Consider the following 16330-nt stretch of genomic DNA (forward strand, 5'->3'; position numbering starts at 1 on the left):
CACTACCCAGCAAGTGCTCACCAAGCTGCAACCGATTATCAAACAGTCACTTAGCTGGTTTGCAACAAGGCAACACAGCAGTGGCGTGCAGGTTTACTCCGCCTCATCCATCCAGCAAAGCTGTATGGCCTCCAGTATCTTTTCGCCGCAGTGAGCAGGGTCATCATCAAAGCCCTCCAGCTCCAGCACCCATTGCATCAGGTCGGTAAAGCGTACCGTCCTGGGGTCGGTATCCGGAAACTTCTCTGCCAGTTCGATGGCGATATCGCGGGAGTCTATCCATTTCATGCTTTGTTCTCCTGTTTGATGTCCGCCAGCGGTGCTTCCGTCAGCAATTGCAGTTCGGCTGGGGTCAGGCGGAATACGCTGTCACTGGTACCGGCAGCCGCCCATACATGTTCGTACTGCAGCAGGTCTTGATCGAGCAGCAGCAAGGGCGCTTCCAGATGCCCTACCGGTGCAACGCCACCAATGGCAAAGCCTGTCTTGCGGCGGACGAAGTCCGCATCGGCACGGGCCAGTGGCTCGCCCAGCAGTTGGGCTACCTTGTGTTCATCCACCCGGTTGCTGCCGCTGGCCACCACGACCACCACCCTGTCCGAGCTGACTGCCCGCAGCACGATGGACTTGGCAATTTCGGCCACCTGACAACCTATGGCGGCGGCTGCATCGGCGGCGGTACGGGTACCAGCCGGAAAAACCTTGATATCGATATTGATGCCCTTGGCCGCCAGGGCGGCTTCGACACGTTGCTGGCTACTCAGTGGCAGATTCACGGCGTGCTCTCTCGCTATAGGCGGGTGGTACGGCGGATATCAGATATCCCAGTCCTTGTCGTAATGCTCACGGGCGTGGTTGATCGTGTACTTGGGAATTTCCACGGTCAAGTCAGCGGCGGCCACCACGGCCTGGCACGATAAGCGCGACACACTGGTAAGACCCCAGGCCTTGTCCAGCAGATCGTCTTCCTCTTCCTCGCTAGGCGTTAAGCTGTTGAAACCCTGCCGCACAATCACGTGGCAGGTCGTGCAGGCGCAGGATTTCTCGCAGGCATGCTCGATGGCGATATCGTGGTTGAGCAAGGCATCGCAAACAGTTACGCCCGTATCCACCTCAAAGGAGGCACCCTTGGGGCAAAGCTGGTCGTGCGGCAGTACGGTGATGATGGGCATGGTGCTACGCCTCTGTCTTGGTTGGCTTCGTCCCGCATGGGGGCAAAGGCAGCGCAGGAGGGGCAACATTTGCAGTCCCGCCCACGCTGGTAAATGGTCTATTTATCCGAGTTCGCTGAGCTTTTGCCCAGCCAGGCCCCGTTTCACTGCGGCATCCATGCGGCGGGCAGCAAACTCGCTGGTCGCCTGGTTCAGTGCATCGGTTTGCGCCCGAATCTCTGTAGCAGCATCACCTGCGCTAGCGGCCTGCAAGCGAGCCAGTGCTGCTTCCACCTCGGCTCGCTCTTCGGCATCAAGCAACTGACCATCGCTGGCGAGTGCCGCACGGGTCGCTGCAATCAGGCTTTCGGCCTCCACCCTTGCCTCGGCCAGGGTGCGCGCAAGCATATCTTCGCTGGCGTGCTGCATGGAATCCTGCAACATACGGGCGATCTCGTCATCAGCCAGGCCATACGATGGCTTCACGGCTATGCTTGCCTCCACCCCGGTGGACTGCTCGCGGGCCGACACTGCCAGCAGGCCATCTGCATCGACTTGGAAGGTCACCCGGATGCGAGCGGCACCCGCCACCATGGGCGGTATGCCACGCAATTCGAAACGGGCCAGGCTGCGGCAATCGGCCACCAGCTCACGCTCACCCTGCACCACATGGATAGCCATGGCCGTCTGGCCATCCTTATAGGTGGTGAAATCCTGTGCGCGTGCGGTTGGTATCGTGCTGTTGCGCGGAATCACCTTCTCCGTCAGCCCCCCCATGGTTTCCAGGCCCAAGGAAAGCGGGATCACATCCAGCAGCAGCCACTCGTCATCGCCCTTGTTGCCCGCCAGGGCATTGGCCTGCATGGCCGCGCCCAGCGCCACCACTTTGTCGGGGTCCAGATTGGTCAGCGGCTCTCGGCCAAAGAAATCGGCCACGGCGCGGCGTACATGCGGCATGCGGGTGGCGCCGCCCACCATCACTACGCCCTTGATCTCGCTCATGTCCAGCTTGGCATCGCGCAGCGCCTTGCGTACTGGGCTGATGGTCTTTTGCACCAGCGGGGCGGTAATCTGCTGGAACACCTCGGCGCTCAGCGCCAGGTCTACGACTTCGCCATCGGCCAGCTTCGCAGTGATGCGGGTCTCGGCATGATCGGTCAACGCCTCTTTGGCTTCGCGCGCGTGGGTCAGCAGCAGGCGGGTGTCGTGATCGCCGAGCAGGCTGAGGCCCGCATTCTCCACAACCCAGCAATAGATACGCTGGTCGAAGTCATCCCCGCCGAGCGCCGAATCGCCCGAGGTAGACAGCACCTCGAACACCCCTCTGGTCAGCTTGAGAATGGACACATCAAAGGTACCGCCGCCCAGGTCGTACACGATATAGATGCCTTCGGCAGCGTTATCGAGGCCGTAGGCTACAGCTGCAGCAGTAGGCTCATTCAGCAATCGCAGCACATTAAGCCCGGCCAGCGTGGCCGCGTCCTTGGTGGCCTGGCGCTGGGCATCGTCAAAGTAGGCCGGCACGGTAATCACCGCCCCCAGCAGTTCGCCCCCCAAACTGTCTTCTGCACGCTGCTTCAGGTGGCGCAGCACATCGGCCGACACCTCGACTGGGCTTTTATCACCCGCGACGGTCTTGATCTTGAGCATGCCTGGCGCATCGACAAACCGGTAAGGTGTCGCGGCTGAATCGGGCAGATCCTTCACCCCCCGGCCCATGAAGCGCTTGACGGAGACGATGGTATTGCGCGGGTCTTCGCTCTGCCGCAGCTGGGCAGCATAGCCGACAGTGGTCTGGCCATCGGCTGCATAGTGCACCACCGAGGGCAGCAGCGTAGCGCCGGTCTCGTCGGCCAGTACGGTGGCCGAGCCACTGCGTACCGTCGCCACCAGCGAATTGGTCGTACCCAGGTCTATCCCTACCGCCAGGCGGTGTTGATGGGGTTCGGCAGCTTGGCCGGGTTCGGCGATCTGGAAAAGAGCCATGTCAGTCCACTCTGGCACGCCGAGCAAAAACAGCGCACCGGGCTAAAGCCGGTTACTCCGGCATTTCGATTAATGCTTGCGGGCCGAATGCTGGCATCCTGTGCCATCGACATTCAACCCCTACTCAACTCAGCTGTGCAGTCCCTTGCAGGAAAGCTATCCGCTCAATCCAGCAGACGCTCGATCGCATCGCCCACTTCCTGCTCCAGCTTCTCCATGAACTTGAGCTTGCGCACCACGGTAGCTGCCTGGGCATGGGCGGACTGCTCGTCCAACAGCAATCCCAAATCGGTTTCCATGGCACGACCTACGCCCCGCAACTCGCGACCCAGCGCTTCCAGGCTATCCACATCGCTGGCGGCCCTGGCATCGGCAATCGCTTCACGCCATTCCATCTGCTGCATCAGGAAATCCACCGGCATGGCCGTATTGGTTTCCTCCTGGGTGTCCACCCCAGCCAGCAGCAGCAAGTAGCGCGCACGTGCCAGGGGAGACTTCAGGGTCTGAAAGGCTTCATTCACCCGGGTAGCCGCCTGCAATGCCATACGCTTGTCTGCGTCGGTCAGGCTGGCGGCCTTATCCGGGTGGTATTGCGTCTGCAGGGCACGAAATGCCGTCTCCATGGTGGCCATATCGAGCCTATAGGCGCGAGGCAAGCCAAACAGGGTAAAGTGGTCGTGGCTGAAATCGAAGTGGTTCATGGTGGGAAGCCATCGTGGCAAAGCGTACCGACCGAAAAGCAAGGCACCGCATGGCGGTGCCCGGCTTGTCTAAGGTGCAGCTCAGACCTCAGGTATTGAAGCTCTCGCCGCAACCGCACTCGTCTTTGACGTTAGGATTATTGAACTTGAACCCTTCGTTCAAGCCCTCCTTCACAAAGTCGAGTTCGGTGCCGTCGATATAGGGCAGGCTCTTGGCATCGGTAAATATCTTGACGCCAAAGCTCTCGAACGCCAGATCTTCAGCCGCAGCCTCGTCCACAAACTCCAGCTTGTAGGCCATGCCTGAACAACCCGAGGTACGGACGGCCAAGCGCACACCTACGCCACGGCCCCGCTTGGCAATATATTTGGCGACGTGCTTGGCAGCGCTTTCAGACAGCGACAGTCCCATGATTAGCCCTCGTGTTTAGCCTTGTAATCGGCTACCGCTGCCTTGATGGCATCTTCAGCCAGAATGGAGCAGTGTATCTTGACCGGTGGCAGTGCCAGTTCTTCGGCAATCTGGGTGTTCTTGATGTTCAGGGCCTGATCCAGCGTCTTGCCCTTGACCCATTCCGTCACCAGCGAGCTGGAGGCAATGGCCGAACCGCAGCCATAGGTCTTGAACTTGGCGTCTTCAATCACACCGCCTTCACCCACCTTGATCTGCAGCTTCATCACGTCGCCACAAGCCGGCGCGCCAACCATGCCGGTGCCTACCGACTCGTCGCCCTTGTCGAAGGCGCCGACGTTGCGGGGATTCTCATAATGGTCGATGACCTTGTCACTGTATGCCATGTCGTTTACTCCTGTAAGGGGTGGTGGAGTACGAGGCGGGAAATCCTCGCTACTGCTCAACAGCCACCCTAGAAACCGTTGCTACCAGCCGGGAGACCTGGGTTACCGGCTGCCATCCTTCAGCACCTGTCAGTGTGCAGCCCACTGCACCGTGTTCAGGTCTATACCTTCCTTGAACATGTCCCACAGCGGGCTCAGTTCGCGCAGCTTCCCTATCTTTTCGTGGATCAGCTTGATGGCGTAGTCGATATCCTCAACCGTGGTAAAGCGGCCGATGGTGAAACGTATGGACGAATGAGCCAGCTCATCATTACGACCCAAGGCGCGCAGCACATAGCTGGGCTCCAGCGAAGCCGAGGTACAGGCCGAGCCCGACGACACGGCCAAGTCCTTCAGCGCCATGATCAGCGATTCGCCTTCTACATAGTTGAAGCTGACATTCAGGTTGTGCGGCACGCGCGCATCCATGTCACCGTTCAGATAGACCTCTTCCATGCCCGACACGCCATGCCACAGGCGATCGCGCAGCATGCGGATACGTTCCAGCTCAGTAGCCATCTCTTCGCGCGCCAGCTTGAACGCCACGCCCATACCCACGATCTGGTGAGTTGCCAGAGTGCCCGAGCGCATGCCGCGCTCATGGCCGCCACCATGCATCTGGGCTTCCAGGCGCACCCGTGGCTTGCGCCGCACGTACAAGGCGCCTATCCCCTTGGGGCCATAGGTCTTGTGGGCCGAGAAGCTCATCAGATCCACCTTGAGGCTGGACAGATCAAGGGCAATCTTGCCGGTGGCCTGCGCCGCATCGACATGGAACAGGATGCCGCGCTCACGCAGCAGCTCACCAAGTTGCGCGATAGGCTGTATCACGCCGATTTCATTGTTCACTGCCATTACCGACACCAGGATGGTGTCATCGCGCAGGGTGGCCTTGAGCAGGTCGAGATCAAGCAGGCCGTTTTCCATCGGGCTGAGGTAGGTCACCTCAAAGCCTTCGCGCTCCAGCTCACGCATGGTATCGAGCACAGCCTTGTGCTCGGTCTTCATGGTGATCAGGTGCTTGCCCTTGTCCTTGTAGAAATGTGCCGCCCCCTTGATCGCCAGGTTGTTGGATTCGGTCGCACCCGAGGTCCAGACAATTTCCTTGGCATCACAGTTCACCAGCTTGGCCACTTCCTCACGGGCGGCCTCGACGGCCTCTTCGGCAGCCCAGCCGAAGGGGTGCGAGCGGCTGGCCGGGTTGCCAAACTGCTCGGTCAGCCACGGAATCATCTGCTCCGCAACGCGTGGGTCCACCGGGGTGGTGGCGGAATAGTCGAGGTAAATCGGCAATTTCATTTACTACGCTCCATACGATGCATCAACGCCCAGTCGGTCAGGCGGGCCTTATGGCCTCTGTGTGTCAACAGTTTCAGGCCAGGGCCTGGTGTTCTTGCGTGCTCTTGCGCTTGTCGTGCAGTACGCACTCACTGGTGGCCTGGGTGCTGGCACAGGCTGTGCGCTGCTTCTCTATCAGCGTGGCCAGGGTTACCGAGGCCAGGTATTCATAAATAGTGCGATTCAGGTCAGACCACAGGTCGTGCGTCATGCAGCGCTTGTTGTCTTCCAGGCAGTTTTCCTTGCCGCCGCACTGGGTGGCGTCCAACGGCTCATCCACCGCCGTGATGATGTCGGCCACCGATATATCGGCCACAGGCCGCGCCAGGCAATAGCCGCCACCGGGGCCGCGCACGCTGTCCACCAGGCTGTTGCGGCGCAACTTGCCGAAAAGCTGCTCAAGATAGGACAGCGAAATCTGTTGCCGCTCGGAGATACCCGCCAGCGTCACCGGCCCCTTCTGCTCTCGCAGGGCCAGATCCAGCATGGCGGTTACGGCAAAGCGACCTTTGGTGGTCAAGCGCATGGATGTACCTGTTTAAACTGTCTGCCTGGGCAAGCGCGCCGCGTGGCAGAGGCGGTGTCTGGTGGGCTGGCAAGCGACCGTGATTGAGCCCGAAGGATAAAATACCCGACTTTTTTAGTCAAGATTTTATCCTACTAAATTAGTCAACAATACGGTTCAAATAGTTCGCATCAAATTTGTCTGCCGTAGCCCGTTCCTCGGCGCAATTCACTCCCAAGGACTCCAGCCGGCGCAGTATCAGTTCGATGCGGGCATCGATATTGGTACTGTGGTCCACGAGGCCGTGTATGGCCTGTACCATCGGGTCGTCCATCTTGCTGGAGATCGCATAGGCCGAGAAGCCCATCTTCTCTGCCTTGGCTTCACGCGCCTGGGCCACATCATCCGCCACAATGCGGGCCGGTATGCCCACCGCCGTGGCATTGGGAGGCACATCCTTCACCACCACGGCATTGGAGCCCACCTTGGCACCCGCATGCAGGGTGATCGGCCCCAGTATCTTGGCACCGGCACCGATGATCACACCCTGCTCCAGCGTGGGATGGCGCTTGCCCTTGTTCCAGCTGGTGCCCCCCAGGGTCACACCATGGTAGAGCGTGCAATCGTCACCGATGATGGCCGTCTCGCCCACTACGATACCCATACCATGGTCGATAAATACGCGGCGGCCTATGGTGGCACCAGGATGTATTTCTATGCCCGTGGCAAAGCGGCTGAAGTGCGATACCAGCCTGGCCAGCCATTTGAAGTTGGCACGCCAAAGCCCATGCGCCAACTGGTGAAAGGTCAACGCATGAAAGCCGGGGTAACAGGTAATCACTTCCCAGGTCGAGCGGGCTGCGGGGTCGCGATCGAACACGACGGCGATGTTTTCACGTAGGCGTGCGAACATTCGAGTGGGCTCTGGGAAGCATGGAAAAAGGCCGACTATTTTACTCGACTATTGTGCAGTGCGAAAGCCGCCCCCAGCCAATCAGCCGCCAACGATGCGCATTTTGCTGCAGTTAGTGCGGGCTGGTGGCTAGAATACGCACATGTTTCCCGCACTCGATCTTCAAGACAAGCCTTCCGAGCAGCATCAATTAGACGTTCTGCTGCATGCAAGACACCCCATCATCACTGTGGAAAGCGACGAAGAGCCACGCTTCCTGGCTCTGATAGAACAACTGGCACGGCGCCAGGAGCTGCCTCTGTTCTCCTGGACAGCAGTAGACGGCCTGATACGGCGTATCACCTCCGAAACGCAGCGACCGACCGATACCTACGAGTTGCACCATGCCCTGCGACATCTATACAAGTCGCCGCAGAATGGCGTGTTTGTCTTTTTTGACGCCCATCCCTTCCTGGACGATGCCGTCACCATCCGGCTGATCAAGTCACTGGTGCATCAACGCCATCAAACCCAGCGCACCTTGATCTTCTTTGGCCCCGATGTCGATCTGCCAAGCGAACTGAAACGCTTCTCGACCACCTTTACGCTGTCACCACCGTCGGCAGACGACATCCGCAAGCTGATCCACCAGGAGGCTCAGGTCTACGCCAAGCTGCGTGGTGGTACCAGGGTGAAAGCCTCTAACGATGTATTGGAGCAGCTGGTACGCCTGCTGGCCGGCCTGAACATGGACGATATACATCGCTTGGTGCGGGAAGTCATAGACGATGACGGCATGCTGACCGAAGCCGATCTCCGCCATGTAGCCCAAGCCAAGAACCATATCCTCAACCAGGATGGCATGCTCAGCTTTGAGGCTGACACTGGACGCTTTGCGGAGCTTGGTGGCCTGGCCGGCCTGAAGCGCTGGCTGGCACTGCGCGAGCATGCCTTTGGCGATACCCAAAATCCCAAGGACAGCCCCAAGGGCCTACTGCTGACCGGCGTGCAGGGCTGTGGCAAAAGCCTGGCCGCCAAATGCGTAGCCGGCAGCTGGGGCCTGCCGCTGCTGCGGCTTGATTTTGGTGTGCTCTACAACAAGTTCTTTGGCGAGACTGAGCGCAATCTGCGCAGCGCACTGGCCGCCGCCAATCGCATGGCACCCTGCGTGCTGTGGATAGACGAAATTGAAAAAGGCCTGGGTACCGACAGCACGGGCGCTGATAGCGGGGTCTCCCGGCGTGTGCTGGGCACCTTGCTGACCTGGATGGCCGAGCGCAAGCATCCTGTATTCATCGTAGCGACGGCCAACGATATCGAAAGCCTTCCCCCAGAGCTGATACGCAAGGGTCGACTGGATGAGATCTTCTTTGTCGATCTACCCGGTCACAAGGCACGGGAGGAAATCTGGCGCATCCACCTCAGCCAGCGCAACGAGAACCTCACACCGGCGCAATTATCCGCACTGCTGGATGCCAGCGAGGGATATTCAGGCGCCGAGATCGAACAAGCCGTCGTAGCCAGCCGCTTTGCAGCGCAGACCGAAGGACAGCCGCTAACTCAAGCACACTTACTGTCGGAGCTGGCTCGGACCCGCCCCCTCTCTCTGGTCATGGCCGAACGCATCGCCGCTATGCGCGAATGGGCGCAGGAACGCGCCGTGATGGCCGATGAGGAGGCCGCCGCATGAAGTCCATTCACTGGCTGCTACTGCTCTGCAGTCTGGCCGGCCAGGCTGCACCCTCAGTCAGGGTCGCGCTGATCAAGACAGCCGATGCAGAGACACGGGGCATGTTGGCTGTAGCAGGCGGTAGCTGGGACAAGCTGACGCTGGTGCATACCGCCGTGCTGGTGTCCCACCCGCAAGGTGAATTGCTGTTCGATGCGGGGCTTGGCACCCAGGTCGACGCCCAGGTGGATGCTGACATGCCTTGGTGGGCTGGCCCCTTCCTGCGCTACCAGCACCCCTGCCCTGCCGTCCGCCAATTGGCTGGGCGCAAGATTCCCCGCATCATCCTCTCGCACGCCCATTGGGACCACGTCAGCGGCCTGGTCGATTTCCCCGACAGCGAAGTCTGGGTCACCTCGGCGGAGCGACAGTTCATTGCCAGCGGCACACCACCGACCATCTTCCCCTCACAGGTGCATACACCGCCAATCAAGTGGCGCGAATACAGCTTCGCCCCCCAGGCCTGGCTAGGTTATCCATTCAGCCTGGACCTGTTTGGGGATGGCAGCGCCGTGCTCGTGCCCATGGCCGGCCACACACCCGGCTCTGTTGGCCTGTTCACCCGACTGGCTTCGGGCCGCAGCCTGTTTTTCGTGGGCGATACCATCTGGACCACGCAGGCGCTGGACGGGGCAAGAGAAAAGTCCTGGTTTGCCCGGCAACTGGCCGATAACGACCGCGACGCCACGGCCGGCCAAATACGCCAACTGGCCCAGATGTCCAGCGAGATGCCACAGCTGCAGATTGTGCCCGCCCACGACGCTGCCGTGCAGGACAAGCTGGGCTACTACCCCAACTGGGTGGATGAACCGCCAAGCAAGCAGCCCAGTCTTTGCCCTAAGGCCATTCCCTAGCGCTGTCTGGGCAGCACTAAAACGCCCACCGGCCGTGATGGCACCCTGGTGTTATTGCGCGGGTACTGCCACCGGCGCCGCCGTTGCGGGCGTGCTGCTCAGGCCTAGCGTCGCACCAGGCCCCACCTTGGCTTCGGCCCGCAAGCGCCACTTGGCCGTCTCGTCTTCCAACTGCACCAGCCAACGCTGGCTGACCAAGGGGCTCGCCAGACGGCCAGACAGCATGGCGCCATCCACCGGCTGCAACGTCACCACCTGATCCAATCCCGATCGGGTGGGGTGGGCAAACCGCAACTTCAAGGGCGCTGGGCTTGCTGGCAAGGGCACCAGCAGCACGCGCACACTTTGGCCGTCCTCGGCCATGAATAACTGTGCCGACAAACCCAAGGCGCTGGCCTGCTGATCGCGGGCCATCTCCATGCCTATCTCGTTGCCACGCTTGTAATAGTCGTCAACCACCAGGCCATCATTGCTCTGTATGGCCACCTTGATCAGGTGTATGCAGGCCAGCACCGTCACCAGCAGCAAGCCCAGGAAAAGCAGTACTACTGGCTGGCGATACCAGCGATTGGAATCAGACATGGCAAAAAACCCGCTATGAAATACCGGACCCGGCCGGGCCCGGTCTGTTACTGACCGATGAAGCTCGACTTCTCGCGCACCTTGAGCGTCAGGTCATCTGCCGCCTGCACCACAAAATAGATCTTCTTGGAGCCCCGCGTAACCAGCTGCGGCTCCACCTGCACCCGGATGCCCACCACGGCCGAACCATTACCCGGCACCTCGACGATATCGCCCTGGTCGCTCAGCACCTTGAGATCAGGCAAGCCCTCGGCACGAATGACAAAGCGGTGCAGCTTCTCGTCGGTATTCTCAATCTGCAGCCTATAGCTATTCTCCACCAGCCCCTCGTCCGTCTCTCTCACCAAGGCATTACGGTCACGCAAGATATTCACCTTGATGGGCGACTTCAGCACCAGTGATACCGCCACTGCCGCCAGCACCAGGAACAATGCCACGCTGTAGATGATCACCCGAGGCCGAAGTATGTGATTGGCGATCTCTTTTTCCGGGTACTTGTGCGCGAGCGCATTCTCGGTGGTGTAACGCACCAACCCGCGCGGATAACCCATCTTGTCCATGATGCTGTCACAGGCGTCGATACAGGCACCGCAGGCAATACACTCATATTGCAGCCCATCCCGGATATCGATACCCACCGGGCAGACCTGCACGCACAGCTTGCAATCGATACAGTCGCCCTTGCCTTCAGCCTTGTAATCATCGGTCTTCTTGCGACTGCCACGCGGCTCACCCCGCTCGGCGTCGTAGCTGATGATCAGCGTATCGGGGTCGAACATGGCGCTCTGGAAGCGGGCATAGGGACACATGTACTTGCATACCTGCTCACGCATCCAGCCGGCGTTGCCATAAGTGGCAAAACCGTAGAACAGTATCCAGAAGGTCTCCCATGGGCCGGTCGAGAACATGAGCACCTTGCCGGCCAACTCACGTATGGGGGTGAAATAGCCCACAAAGGTAAAGCCGGTCCACAGGGCGATGACTATCCAGATGGCGTGCTTGGTGTACTTGAGCCGCAGCCGGCGCAGGTTCATGGGACCGTTGTCCAGCTTGATGCGGGCCAGGCGATCACCTTCCACCCATTTTTCCACCCACAGGAATATTTCGGTGTAGACCGTCTGCGGACAGGAATAGCCACACCACAGCCGCCCGCCTATCGAGGTCCAGACGAACAGGCCAAAGGCACTGGCCAGCAACAGGGCCGTCAGGTAGATCAGATCTTGCGGCAGGAAGATAAAACCGAAGATATAGAACTTGCGATGCACCAGGTCGAACAGCAGCATCTGCCGGTCACCCCAGTGCAGCCAGGGCATGCCATAGAAAAACAACTGGGTGGCCACCAGCCAGAACCAGCGCCATTGGGTAAACCGACCGGTCACCCAGCGCGGATAGACCTTCTTGTGTTTCTCGTACAGTACCACCTCCTCCAATTCGACCGGGCTATCAGCCGGGGTGGCGGGCACCACCTTGATGGGTATGGTCTTGAAGGTCTTGGACATGGCTTGGGCTCTCAAACATCTCTCGAAAGCGCGGCGCTTTCGGCAAACGTCTGCTGGCGAGGATGTCGCTATAGGCAGGGGCGCAATGCCTATCCTGCACCACAACGCATTGTGCCGGATGGCAGCAACTGCCCGCCTGCGACCGATGGTCGCAGGCGGGCAATCTCATCAGGGCTTGGCGCCAGCTTCAGGCTTGTCCGACAAGCCGTAGACATAGGCCGCCAGCAAGTGAACCTTGCCCTCGCCCAGCGCTTCCTTCCAGGCCGGCATGCGGTTCTTGCGGCCATTGGTGATGGTTTCGGTGATGGCGCGCTCACTGCCGCCATACAGCCAGACCGTATCTGTCAGGTTGGGTGCACCAATCAACTGGCTACCCTTGCCATCCGCCTGGTGGCAAGCCACACACACCTGCTGGAAGGTGGCCTGACCACGTGCGGCCCGCACAGCGTCATACTTCTTGCTGGCCAGCTTTTGCACGTAGTTGGCGACATCCTTGACCTTCTCTTCGCCAAAAGCCACACCAAAGGCAGGCATCTGGCCGGCACGTCCGGCGTTCAGCGTCTCCAGAATCTGCTCCGGCTTACCACCATATAACCAGTCGGCATCCGTCAGGTTGGGGAAGCCCTTGGCACCACGCGCATCCGAGCCATGGCACTGCATGCAATAGGTCAGGAACAGGCTCTGACCCGACTTCTGCGCCGCCGGATCCTTGGCCAGGGTTGCCACATCCACCTTCAGATACTTGTCGTACAAGGGCTTGACGTCCTTGTCCTTGGCAGCCGACTCCTGCTCGTACTGGCCCACTGCCGTCCAGCCCTTGCTGCCCTGGTAAGCACCTAGACCAGGGTACAAGGCCAGATACACCACGGCAAAGATGATGGTCAGGTAGAACAAGCCCATCCACCACATCGGCAGCGGATTGTTGTACTCCTCCAGATCGCCATCCCACTTATGGCCTGTCACATCTGCCTGCTGCCCCTTGGGCAGCTTGACCACGCTCTGCGAAATCAGCAGATAGGTCAGCCAGATCAGCGACACGACAACAATGCCGGCTACCCAATAACCCCAGAATTCGCTGAAAAAATCACTCATTGCTTACTCCCGGCCTGCTCGTGCGGCAGGTCGTCGTCATTGATAGGCTGCATGGCCGCTTCATCGAAGCGCTGGCTGGCCGGCTTGCCATAGGCCCACAGGGCGATGCCGATAAAGCAGGTCAGGCCCGCCACGGTGAGAATTTCACGCAGGATATTGATATCCATGTCCGTCACTCCTCAGCGTATGCCCTTGAGCGCCAGGCCCAGGCCCTGCAGATAGGCCACCACCGCATCCATTTCGGTCTTGCCTTCCACCATCTCGGGCGCCTTGGCGATTTCTTCCTTGGTGTAGGGCACGCCCACCTTGGTCAGCGCGGTCATACCGGCCTGCACCTTGGCAGGGTCCACCTTGTTCACCGCCAGCCACGGAAAGGCCGGCATATTGGATTCCGGCACCACGTCACGCGGGTTCGTCAGGTGAACCACATGCCACTCATCGGAGTAGCGGCCACCCACGCGAGCCAGATCCGGGCCAGTACGCTTGGAGCCCCACTGGAAGGGATGGTCATACACCGACTCGCCGGCAACCGAGTAATGGCCATAGCGCTCGGTTTCGGCGCGGAAAGGCCGGATCATCTGCGAGTGGCAGTTGTAGCATCCCTCGCGGATATAGACATCGCGGCCAGCCAGTTGCAGCGCGTTATAGGGCTTCACACCTGGCGTGGGCTGGGTGGTGGACTTGGAGAACATCAACGGCAGTATCTCCACCAGCATGGCCACGCTGATGATCAACAGCGTAAACACGATCAGGTAGGCGACGTTTTCTTCGATCAGTTTCTGAATCTTATCCATGACGATTCCTAGGCTCAGGCGTGGGCGTGTTGCGACACAGCGGGCACGGGGGCATCAAATGCCTTGCCCTGCATGATGGTGCGAGCCATGTTGTAGGCCATCAGGAACATGCCACCCAGATAGAGCGCACCACCCAGCACACGGACGTAGTAGTACGGATAGGTTGCCTTCACGCTATCGATAAAGGCATGGGTCAGGGTGCCGTCCATATTGGTCTGGCGCCACATCTGGCCCTGGGTGATACCGGCCATCCACATCGCGGCGATATACAACACCACGCCTATGGTCGCCATCATGAAGTGCACGTCGATCAGCTTGGTCGAGTACATCTTCTCGCGGCCGAACAGGCGCGGAATCAGGTAGTAGATCGAGCCAATGGAGATCATCGCCACCCAGCCCAAGGCACCGGAGTGCACATGGCCTATGGTCCAGTCGGTGTAATGGCTCAGCGCATTCACCGTCTTGATCGACATCATCGGGCCTTCAAAGGTCGACATGCCATAGAACGACAGTGCGGTGATCATGAACTTGAGGATGGGGTCGGTACGCAGCTTATGCCATGCGCCAGACAGGGTCATGATGCCGTTGATCATGCCGCCCCAGCTTGGCGCCAGCAGGATGATGGAGAACGCCATACCCACGCTCTGCGTCCAGTCTGGCAGTGCCGTGTAGTGCAGGTGGTGAGGACCGGCCCACATATAGGTGAAAACCAGCGCCCAGAAGTGCACCACCGACAGACGATAGGAGTAAACCGGACGGCCAGCCTGCTTGGGCACGAAGTAATACATCATGCCGAGGAAGGCTGCGGTCAGGAAGAAACCCACGGCATTGTGGCCGTACCACCATTGCACCATGGCATCCACGGCGCCGGCATAAGCCGAGTAGGATTTCCAGGCACCGGCCGGTATAGCCATGCTATTGACCACATGCAACAGCGCCACCGCCAGGATAAAGGCCCCGTAGAACCAGTTGGCCACGTAGATGTGCTTCTGGGTACGGCGAGCAATGGTGCCGAAGAAGACATAGGCGTAGGACAACCACACCACGGTGATCAGGATATCGATGGGCCATTCCAGCTCAGCGTATTCCTTGCCCGAGGTGTAACCCAGCGGCAAGGTAATGGCAGCAGCCACAATAACCAGTTGCCAGCCCCAGAAGGTAAAGGCCGCCAGCTTGTCGGATATCAGCCGCACCCCACAGGTACGCTGCACCACGTAGTAGGAGGTGGCAAACAGCGCGCAGCCACCGAAAGCAAAGATCACCGCATTGGTATGCAGCGGACGCAGGCGACCGAAATGGAAATAGGGACCGAAGTTCAGTTCAGGCCATGCCATCTGGGCGGCGATGATCACCCCCACCAGCATACCGACTATCCCCCAAACCACCGTCATGATGCTGAACTGCCGCACCACCCGATAGTTGAAGGTCTCCACCCCGCCATGGGGCTCAAGCGCAGAATTGGCCTGCATGAAACTCTCCGAGAACGCAAAAAATCCGGTTCGACCGCAAAAACGGGTCCGCTCACGACGAAACGTGTCGTCGTGTTCTTCTCTCCGCGCCGGTCTGGCACATATTCTTGTAATGGGCTGGTTTTCCAGCCTCTGATGCTGCCTACCCCGGCAATGCAGGCCATGGAATACCCATGGCTATGGAGGCTACCGGGCCATCAGCAGGCGACTGGCAGGCGGAGTATGCAAACTCCGTCCGCCGCCTCTATTGATATGCGTCAAGCGGTCGTCAAATACGTACCAGTGGCTGACAACCACCTGCAAGAAATCGTAGAAAGCTGCTGCAACGCACCAATTTTAGCGCCATGACGGCGGTGTGGGCAATCGAGCTTTTGCTCTGAAGCCCGCATAGAGCATAGGTTTTCCCATATTGAAGATATAAAACGAGAAGCCCTCTCAGCCACCATCGCCCTGCAGCAATTCGCCCACCACCCGTTTACCCGCCCCCCTGCATGGGGCGCCATTGTCTTGAACAATAGACGGCAAGCGGACAGCCTACCAAGCAAAACGGCGAGCAACGCTCGCCATTTCTCGTTGCCGCATCAAATGCTTAGCGCCCGCCATGAACTCATGACAGAAGCCCATGGCGCGCAGCCAGGCCCCCGCCGGCGGGCGGGGCGTAGGGGTGGGACTCAATCAAGGAAGAGCCCCTGTCTGAGTACCCACAACGTACAAGCACCCGGGCTCCCCGGATACCTTCGTCTCGCCTACCTATGCGATGCGGCTTGGTACGGCAAAGCGGCCCATTCGAGCGCAGCGAGGTCCCCCGCCGGCGGGCGGGGCGTAGGGGTGGGACTCAATCAAGGAAGAGCCGCTGTCTGAGTACCCACAACGTACAAGCACCCGGGTTCCCCGGGTGCCT

At 59.7% G+C, this 16330-nt stretch carries 18 protein-coding genes; 2 read left to right on the forward strand and 16 right to left on the reverse strand.

Annotated features, from left to right (window positions below; genetic code table 11):
- Positions 1-93: 93 nt before the first annotated feature.
- The 10 genes from iscX to cysE all read right to left on the reverse strand — a co-directional run bounded on the left by iscX (position 94) and on the right by cysE (position 7431).
- The gene (gene iscX, locus QQK16_RS11985; protein WP_284196699.1) at positions 94-288 is read right to left on the reverse strand and encodes a Fe-S cluster assembly protein IscX; all 195 of its coding nucleotides are present in this window, start codon (positions 286-288) and stop codon (positions 94-96) included.
- On the reverse strand, positions 285-776 hold the full coding sequence (locus QQK16_RS11990) for a YbaK/EbsC family protein (RefSeq protein ID WP_284196700.1): 492 nt from the start codon (positions 774-776) through the stop codon (positions 285-287). Before QQK16_RS11990 ends, iscX begins: the two co-directional genes overlap by 4 nt.
- A gap of 39 nt (positions 777-815) precedes the next feature.
- On the reverse strand, positions 816-1172 hold the full coding sequence (fdx, locus tag QQK16_RS11995; protein ID WP_284196701.1) for an ISC system 2Fe-2S type ferredoxin: 357 nt from the start codon (positions 1170-1172) through the stop codon (positions 816-818).
- A 102-nt stretch (positions 1173-1274) separates the two neighbouring features.
- Positions 1275-3137: a Fe-S protein assembly chaperone HscA gene (hscA, locus tag QQK16_RS12000; protein WP_284196702.1), complete on the reverse strand. Its 1863-nt coding sequence runs from the start codon at positions 3135-3137 to the stop codon at positions 1275-1277.
- Between the two features lie 164 nt (positions 3138-3301).
- Entirely contained in the window at positions 3302-3838 is a 537-nt protein-coding gene (gene hscB, locus QQK16_RS12005; RefSeq protein WP_284196703.1) for a Fe-S protein assembly co-chaperone HscB, read from the reverse strand.
- A gap of 88 nt (positions 3839-3926) precedes the next feature.
- On the reverse strand, positions 3927-4250 hold the full coding sequence (gene iscA, locus QQK16_RS12010) for an iron-sulfur cluster assembly protein IscA (protein ID WP_284196704.1): 324 nt from the start codon (positions 4248-4250) through the stop codon (positions 3927-3929).
- A gap of 2 nt (positions 4251-4252) precedes the next feature.
- Entirely contained in the window at positions 4253-4636 is a 384-nt protein-coding gene (gene iscU, locus QQK16_RS12015; protein WP_284196705.1) for a Fe-S cluster assembly scaffold IscU, read from the reverse strand.
- A gap of 129 nt (positions 4637-4765) precedes the next feature.
- Positions 4766-5974: an IscS subfamily cysteine desulfurase gene (locus QQK16_RS12020; RefSeq protein WP_284196706.1), complete on the reverse strand. Its 1209-nt coding sequence runs from the start codon at positions 5972-5974 to the stop codon at positions 4766-4768.
- A 73-nt stretch (positions 5975-6047) separates the two neighbouring features.
- Positions 6048-6539: a Fe-S cluster assembly transcriptional regulator IscR gene (gene iscR, locus QQK16_RS12025; protein ID WP_284196707.1), complete on the reverse strand. Its 492-nt coding sequence runs from the start codon at positions 6537-6539 to the stop codon at positions 6048-6050.
- 139 nt (positions 6540-6678) lie between these two features.
- Positions 6679-7431: a serine O-acetyltransferase gene (cysE, locus tag QQK16_RS12030; protein ID WP_284196708.1), complete on the reverse strand. Its 753-nt coding sequence runs from the start codon at positions 7429-7431 to the stop codon at positions 6679-6681.
- A gap of 142 nt (positions 7432-7573) precedes the next feature.
- On the opposite strand from cysE, the gene QQK16_RS12035 reads away from it, so the two are divergent.
- On the forward strand, positions 7574-9100 hold the full coding sequence (locus QQK16_RS12035) for an AAA family ATPase (RefSeq protein WP_284196709.1): 1527 nt from the start codon (positions 7574-7576) through the stop codon (positions 9098-9100).
- Positions 9097-9993, forward strand: coding sequence for an MBL fold metallo-hydrolase (locus tag QQK16_RS12040; RefSeq protein ID WP_284196710.1), 897 nt, complete (start codon positions 9097-9099; stop codon positions 9991-9993). The genes QQK16_RS12035 and QQK16_RS12040 overlap by 4 nt, the downstream gene beginning before the upstream one ends.
- Before the next feature lie 51 nt (positions 9994-10044).
- Here QQK16_RS12040 and QQK16_RS12045 read toward each other — a convergent pair whose 3' ends face one another.
- The 6 genes from QQK16_RS12045 to ccoN form a co-directional block, all read right to left on the reverse strand.
- Positions 10045-10575, reverse strand: a complete 531-nt coding sequence (locus QQK16_RS12045) for a FixH family protein (protein WP_284196711.1) — start codon at positions 10573-10575, stop codon at positions 10045-10047.
- A gap of 47 nt (positions 10576-10622) precedes the next feature.
- On the reverse strand, positions 10623-12074 hold the full coding sequence (gene ccoG, locus QQK16_RS12050; RefSeq protein ID WP_284196712.1) for a cytochrome c oxidase accessory protein CcoG: 1452 nt from the start codon (positions 12072-12074) through the stop codon (positions 10623-10625).
- A gap of 168 nt (positions 12075-12242) precedes the next feature.
- Positions 12243-13166: a cytochrome-c oxidase, cbb3-type subunit III gene (ccoP, locus tag QQK16_RS12055; RefSeq protein ID WP_284196713.1), complete on the reverse strand. Its 924-nt coding sequence runs from the start codon at positions 13164-13166 to the stop codon at positions 12243-12245.
- Positions 13163-13333, reverse strand: coding sequence for a cbb3-type cytochrome oxidase subunit 3 (locus QQK16_RS12060; RefSeq protein WP_308447016.1), 171 nt, complete (start codon positions 13331-13333; stop codon positions 13163-13165). The genes ccoP and QQK16_RS12060 overlap by 4 nt, the downstream gene beginning before the upstream one ends.
- 12 nt (positions 13334-13345) lie before the next feature.
- Positions 13346-13960: a cytochrome-c oxidase, cbb3-type subunit II gene (ccoO, locus tag QQK16_RS12065; protein ID WP_284196714.1), complete on the reverse strand. Its 615-nt coding sequence runs from the start codon at positions 13958-13960 to the stop codon at positions 13346-13348.
- A 14-nt stretch (positions 13961-13974) separates the two neighbouring features.
- Complete coding sequence (ccoN, locus tag QQK16_RS12070) at positions 13975-15429, reverse strand: cytochrome-c oxidase, cbb3-type subunit I (RefSeq protein ID WP_284196715.1); 1455 nt, start codon at positions 15427-15429, stop codon at positions 13975-13977.
- Between the last annotated feature and the right edge of the window lie 901 nt (positions 15430-16330).

Source organism: Chitinimonas prasina, assembly GCF_030160395.1.
In the GTDB taxonomy this organism is placed as follows: Bacteria; Pseudomonadota; Gammaproteobacteria; order Burkholderiales; family Chitinimonadaceae; genus Chitinimonas; species Chitinimonas prasina.

Bases quoted from the DNA above. Each gene is read 5' to 3' on its own strand.
- iscX (WP_284196699.1), bottom strand. From the start codon at position 288: ATGAAATGGATAGACTCCCGCGATATCGCCATCGAACTGGCAGAGAAG.
- fdx (WP_284196701.1), bottom strand. From the start codon at position 1,172: ATGCCCATCATCACCGTACTGCCGCACGACCAGCTTTGCCCCAAGGGT.
- hscA (WP_284196702.1), bottom strand. From the start codon at position 3,137: ATGGCTCTTTTCCAGATCGCCGAACCCGGCCAAGCTGCCGAACCCCAT.
- hscB (WP_284196703.1), bottom strand. From the start codon at position 3,838: ATGAACCACTTCGATTTCAGCCACGACCACTTTACCCTGTTTGGCTTG.
- iscA (WP_284196704.1), bottom strand. From the start codon at position 4,250: ATGGGACTGTCGCTGTCTGAAAGCGCTGCCAAGCACGTCGCCAAATAT.
- iscU (WP_284196705.1), bottom strand. From the start codon at position 4,636: ATGGCATACAGTGACAAGGTCATCGACCATTATGAGAATCCCCGCAAC.
- QQK16_RS12020 (WP_284196706.1), bottom strand. From the start codon at position 5,974: ATGAAATTGCCGATTTACCTCGACTATTCCGCCACCACCCCGGTGGAC.
- iscR (WP_284196707.1), bottom strand. From the start codon at position 6,539: ATGCGCTTGACCACCAAAGGTCGCTTTGCCGTAACCGCCATGCTGGAT.
- cysE (WP_284196708.1), bottom strand. From the start codon at position 7,431: ATGTTCGCACGCCTACGTGAAAACATCGCCGTCGTGTTCGATCGCGAC.
- QQK16_RS12035 (WP_284196709.1), top strand. From the start codon at position 7,574: ATGTTTCCCGCACTCGATCTTCAAGACAAGCCTTCCGAGCAGCATCAA.
- QQK16_RS12040 (WP_284196710.1), top strand. From the start codon at position 9,097: ATGAAGTCCATTCACTGGCTGCTACTGCTCTGCAGTCTGGCCGGCCAG.
- QQK16_RS12045 (WP_284196711.1), bottom strand. From the start codon at position 10,575: ATGTCTGATTCCAATCGCTGGTATCGCCAGCCAGTAGTACTGCTTTTC.
- ccoG (WP_284196712.1), bottom strand. From the start codon at position 12,074: ATGTCCAAGACCTTCAAGACCATACCCATCAAGGTGGTGCCCGCCACC.
- ccoP (WP_284196713.1), bottom strand. From the start codon at position 13,166: ATGAGTGATTTTTTCAGCGAATTCTGGGGTTATTGGGTAGCCGGCATT.
- QQK16_RS12060 (WP_308447016.1), bottom strand. From the start codon at position 13,333: ATGGATATCAATATCCTGCGTGAAATTCTCACCGTGGCGGGCCTGACC.
- ccoO (WP_284196714.1), bottom strand. From the start codon at position 13,960: ATGGATAAGATTCAGAAACTGATCGAAGAAAACGTCGCCTACCTGATC.
- ccoN (WP_284196715.1), bottom strand. From the start codon at position 15,429: ATGCAGGCCAATTCTGCGCTTGAGCCCCATGGCGGGGTGGAGACCTTC.